This window comes from Nocardia sp. NPDC004123, assembly GCF_053603795.1.
In genome coordinates this window covers 285,788-290,831 of record NZ_JBSGGG010000002.1, presented here as the reverse complement: position 1 = coordinate 290,831, position 5,044 = coordinate 285,788, and the positions used below count along the sequence as shown (strand labels likewise).

Here is a 5,044-nt window from a genome sequence, read left to right as displayed (position 1 = left end):
CCACCCAGCACTCGAACGTGTGAGTTCGCCGATTTTTATGGTTTCGGCAACCGCACGGACATTCGCGATATGTGATGCTGACGTTTGGTTTTCGACGGAGGAGGGTGGACGTGCGCGGTAGCCGTCCGAGCGAGGAGCAGTTGCGGCACAGTTTCGAGTCCGCGCTGGCCGCTGCCCGGCAGGGACTCGGCGTGCGCAGCGCGACCGGCCTCGACGCCCCCACCAAGGAGGCCCTGTGGGCCATCGCCCGCTCCCACCCCGATATCCCGGACGCCATGATCGCCGCCGCCGAGCGATCCTTCGTCGGCCAGCTGGACGGCAGTAATGCCGATCGCTGGCGCGCGGAGATGTCCCGACGGATCGCCGAATTCGATGCGGCGACCGAGAGCTAGTGGCGGCACAGGAGACGATCGCGTGACGATTTCGCAGGAGAACAACGGAAACCCGGCTGCGACACCGGAATCCGCCCCGGGCGAGGACGCCCCGGACTTCGACGGTCTGGCCGCCGTCATCGGCGTCGAGGAACCCGATGCCGAGCCCGCCCCCGATATCGGCTTCAGCATGACCGCCGCCGAACCGGATATCCCGCAGCGGGCCCGCGCCCTGGCGCACCGCCTCGCCCAGCAGCTGCGCGACCAGGGCCCGGAGGGCTGGACGCGGGTGCACGCCGCCTTCTCGCTCACCGTGAGCGGTCACCGCGCGCGCATCGACTACTCCGACGACGAGCAGCGCCACGCGCAGCTGCCCGCCACCCCGGAGATCATGGACCTGGTGGTCCAACACCGCAGGCTCGCCGCCGAACTGGGCGACCCGTGGTGGCGGCTGGAACTGCGGGTGACCGCGGCGGGCGAGCTCACCGTCGACCACGACTACGGCGACGAGCCCTTTCCGGCCGACCAGATGCTCGCGCCCCAGGACTATCTGGCCGATCTGGTGGCCTTCCCCCGCGACAGCCTGCCGACCTGGCTGGCCGCCCTGCTGCGCCACGACGACCGCCAGTCCCGGACACCACACCAGGCCGCGGCCGCGGCGCGCGCGGATCGGGAATCCGGCTATTTCCCAACGGTTTCGGAGAACGACTTCCCGAATCTGCCGGTGCTGTGGGCGCGTTGGGCCGCCATCGCCGCCGCGTTCGTGGCGGTCGGCTCCGAATGGGGCCCGCGCGTGCTCCCGTCCTTCGGCTGGTTCGAGGGCTCGCGCCGCTCGGGCGCGTCCCTCTACCTGCTGCCCGGCGGTCGCGCCGTGCTGTCCGGCGGCGTCTGGAACGCCCCGGAACTGGTGGCCGCCTACGACAATCAGACCCCGCTGCCGAACCTGTACGCCGGTGCCCCGGCGTGGGTCGCCAACCCGGTGCTGAACACCCGGGCCAGCGGCGGCATGCTGACCTTCTGCTACTGGTGGGAGCGCGGCCGCTGGTATCGCGGCGCGTCACCGGCCGCCGCCGACCTCGCCCCCGCGGTTCCCGGCATCTGGACCGCCGCCACCGTCGTCGGGGTGATCAGCGATCTGGTCGCCGCCGACCCGATCGACGAACAGCGTTCCGCGGTGGCCGAATTCGTCGCCGCCGCCGAGCGTCGCGACGTCACCCAGGCCGTGCTGGAGGCTGCGTTCGGCGAGCGCGATCTGGACGCCGCCCACTACCAGCTGGCCATGGCCGGGGTGTCGCGCATCGGCCCGGAACCGCTGCCGGAGCCGGAGGCACTGGACGCCGTGCGCCACCACCTCCGCACCGAGGACATCGACACCACCGCCTATCCGCTCGATCGGCTGCGCGCGGAACGACTTCCGGTCGGCTGGATGGTCTATGTCCCCACCGAATCCGAGGAGCCGGTCATCGACCGTGCCCTCTACTACGTCGCCGACGATGGCGTGGTGGAGGCGACGACCTCCAGCATGCCCGCGTCGGTCTACCTGCCGGGCCTGGAAAAGCGTTTCCGCCAACGACATTCGCAGTGAAGCGGGTCGGACGAATGGGGAATGTGTGTCGGCGGCCCGTAATCTTTCATGCGTTGGTCGAGTTAGGAGCGGTACATGGGTGACGGCGACAAGTTCTACAACCCTTGGCGCGATCTTTCCGCGGACTCGCACGCGAAACACGACCGCCTGCAGCTGGATCCGGGTTCGGCCGAGGCGGGCGCCAAGTACGCCGCCGAGGCCATCACCTCGCTGAACGCGGCCAAGGGCTACACCTACCTTCTCAACCAGTACACGGGCTTCAGCGACAACAGCATCCTGCAGTCGGCGCTGAACCTGGAGGACCGGTTCGCCAAGGAGGGCGGGCGGGTCGGCGGCATCATCGACGACTACATCACGATGCTGAACTCCATGGGCGACACCTTCGTGGCCGCGGGCAAGACCTACCGGATGACCGACGACCAATCGAAGTCGGACTTCGACGCCATCAAGACCCAGGCGAATGTCGACGTGACGTTCGACGGCATCCCGCTCGACGGCGCGACGGCCCTGGACAGCTGGTCGGACTCGTCCTCCCCGACACCCTCGGACGCGAACGGCATGGGCGACATGGCCGCGGTCGGGAAGGCGACCTCGGGCCGCTACACCGATGCCATCGGTTCCGAGGACCCGTCCCATCATGACGGCAAATGGTTCTTCGATGTGGGCCAGGGCATCCATCCGACGCCGATCGCCGACCGCAGCGCGCTGTGGAAGTGGATCGCGCAGGTGATCTCCTCGTCCTTCGAGACCCTCTCCGGCTGCGTCAAACGCCTGGAGTCCGACGGCCACTGGACGGGCAAGGGCGCCGATGCCGCGGTCGCGGCATCGCAGCAGTTCGAGGCCCAGGCCAAGGCCTTCTCGACGGATCTGTACGCCATGTCCGAGAACCTGCTCTACACCGCGACCTGGCTGAACCAGACCAAGGCGGCCATGCCGACGATCTGGGACGACAGCTACCGCGGGACCTCGACCGAGACCTACATCATCAATACCGGCACGGCCGCCTTCACCGCGTGGTACATCCCGGGAATCGGCAACTCCAGCACCACGATTCCGATCCTGGTGGATCCGACCGCTCCGCCGAAGAACGACAACTCGGGATCCCCGCGCAACGACTACACCGGGCCCGGGCCCGATAACAAGAGCGGCGGCCCGCGCGGCAATGTCTCGCCGAGCGGTCCGGGGGGCGGCGCGGGTGACCCGAGCGCGAAGAAGCCGGGCGGCAAGACCGATCCCAAGGACGCTCATCCGGGCAAGGACGATCCGAAGAACAAGGACGCCAAGGACCCGAACGGCAAGGATGCCAAGGATCCCAACGGCAAGGACGCCAAGGATCCCAACGGCGGCAAGACCGACCCGACGGGTAAGAACCCGAACGGCACATCACCGAACGGCTCGAATCCCGATGGCACCAACACGAATTCGTCGAATCCGAGCTCCTCGTCGAACTCGGGTCAGTCCGCGCTCTCGGGCCTGCAGAGTGCGCTGCAGTCGATGACGTCGCAGGGGTCGCAGACCACCGACCAGAAGAAGACACAGGACCTGAAGGACGCGCTGAAGGATTCCCCGCTGACCAATCTGCTCGACAATCTCAAGGCGCCGGGGGGCGGTTCCCCCGGCGGTGGCGGCCCGGGCGGCTCCCCGATCAAACCGCTGGCCGAGGTGGCCAACGCCCGGCTGTTCCCCCGTGCGGCCGTGGCGGAGGAAGCGATCGACGGCAGCATCGCCGGAGCCGCCCGCGCGGGTGTGGCTTCCGGTTCCGCCGCGGGCGGCATGGGCGGTGGCGGCATGGGCGGCATGGGTCACGGCGGTGGCGGTGCGCACGGTGGCCAGGGCAAGGAGCACAAGCGTCCCGAGTTCCTGGACTCCAGCGAATACCTGGACGAGGCGATGGGCACCGCGCCCATCGTCGCCAAGCCGGTGGTCGAGGGCTGAATCCGTGCTTCGGACCTGGAAGTTCACCGATCTCGAGTTCCTGTCGCTGTGGCAGGGCCTGGAGGAGGAGTTCCTGCCGTACCCGCTGACCTTCGCCAGCCGCACCGAGTGGTGGGACGACCATCTGGCGAACATGGCGCGCGCCCGGGAGAGTCTGCTGACCCGCGAGGCCGACTACGCCGCGGTGCTGCAGGCGATGCTGATGCCGGAGGTGCGCGTCGAGGTGGAGGGCTGGGACGGCCGGGAGCTGCTCTCCGCGTCCGCCCGCATCCGCCTGCTGGGCGTCCGGTCGGGCGACGCCGGCTACCTGCTGGTGCAGCATCCGGGCGAAACCTACCGGCACGGGAGCGGTTTCACGCTCTCGGAGTTCTATGCCGAGGAGCTGGCCGACCGGGTGGTGGCGGCGCTGCCGGACACCCCGGCGGGCCGCGACTTCGGTGATCTGGTGCTCGCCGAGACCGAGGACACCGACGACACCGACTACGACTTCGGCATGTCGCCCGCGCACGAAACCCTGGAGGGAACGGTCGTCACCCGCGCCGCCGACTTCCTGGCGGCACCCGCGCCGAGCATGGGCACCATCGATGTGGTGCAGGGCCGTTCGCGTTTCGGCCCGCGCGGCATCGCCCGCTACCGCCTGGAGTGGCGCGACCTGGAGGACGACGGTCGCTATGTGGTCACCGGCGAGCATCCCCCGGTGGCCGCCGCGGCCGACCGCCGCCGCCTGGTGACCACCCTGAATGCCCATATCACCGAGGTGGTGCAGGTGATCGCCGATGAGTGAAGGAAACAGCGTGCCCGTGGCATCCACGGACTTCCCGACCGAGTTCACGCTGTCCTCGCGGACCGGCTCGATCGTGGTGACCACCACGGAACAGGGCCTGCCCCGGGCGCTTTCGGTGGAACGCGATCGTCTGCGCGAGGACCCGGAGCTGCTGGCCGCGGAGATCCTGCGCCTGTGCCGCCAGTCCGCGGCCCGCGCCGGGATCGAACGCCGCGCCCAATTGAAGGCCGCCGGTCTGGCGCCCGAACTGCTGGCCCTGACCGGCCTGCCGACCATGGAGGAGGTGACCCGCCAGGAATATGTCGAGGAACAGGAGTACGAGACGGAGCCCGACAGCTGGCTGCGCCCGATCTGAGCCGATCCGGTCCG

At 69.2% G+C, this 5,044-nt stretch carries 5 protein-coding genes; all 5 read left to right on the top strand.

Annotated features, from left to right (window positions below):
- The first annotated feature begins 110 nt into the window (after window positions 1–110).
- The 5 genes from ACWEQQ_RS03745 (at window position 111) to ACWEQQ_RS03725 (ending at window position 5,030) form a co-directional block, all read left to right on the top strand.
- Window positions 111–392 carry a hypothetical protein gene (locus ACWEQQ_RS03745; RefSeq protein WP_452338330.1) on the top strand — a complete coding sequence of 94 codons (282 nt, stop codon included), beginning with the start codon at window positions 111–113 and terminating at the stop codon, window positions 390–392.
- Between the two features lie 22 nt (window positions 393–414).
- Window positions 415–1,956, top strand: a complete 1,542-nt coding sequence (locus ACWEQQ_RS03740; protein ID WP_452347013.1) for a hypothetical protein — start codon at window positions 415–417, stop codon at window positions 1,954–1,956.
- Between the two features lie 75 nt (window positions 1,957–2,031).
- Window positions 2,032–3,891, top strand: coding sequence for a hypothetical protein (locus ACWEQQ_RS03735; RefSeq protein ID WP_452347012.1), 1,860 nt, complete (start codon window positions 2,032–2,034; stop codon window positions 3,889–3,891).
- Between the two features lie 4 nt (window positions 3,892–3,895).
- Window positions 3,896–4,675, top strand: coding sequence for an ESX secretion-associated protein EspG (locus ACWEQQ_RS03730; protein WP_452347011.1), 780 nt, complete (start codon window positions 3,896–3,898; stop codon window positions 4,673–4,675).
- Entirely contained in the window at window positions 4,668–5,030 is a 363-nt protein-coding gene (locus tag ACWEQQ_RS03725) for a hypothetical protein (RefSeq protein WP_452347010.1), read from the top strand. Before ACWEQQ_RS03730 ends, ACWEQQ_RS03725 begins: the two co-directional genes overlap by 8 nt.
- Window positions 5,031–5,044: the final 14 nt, after the last annotated feature.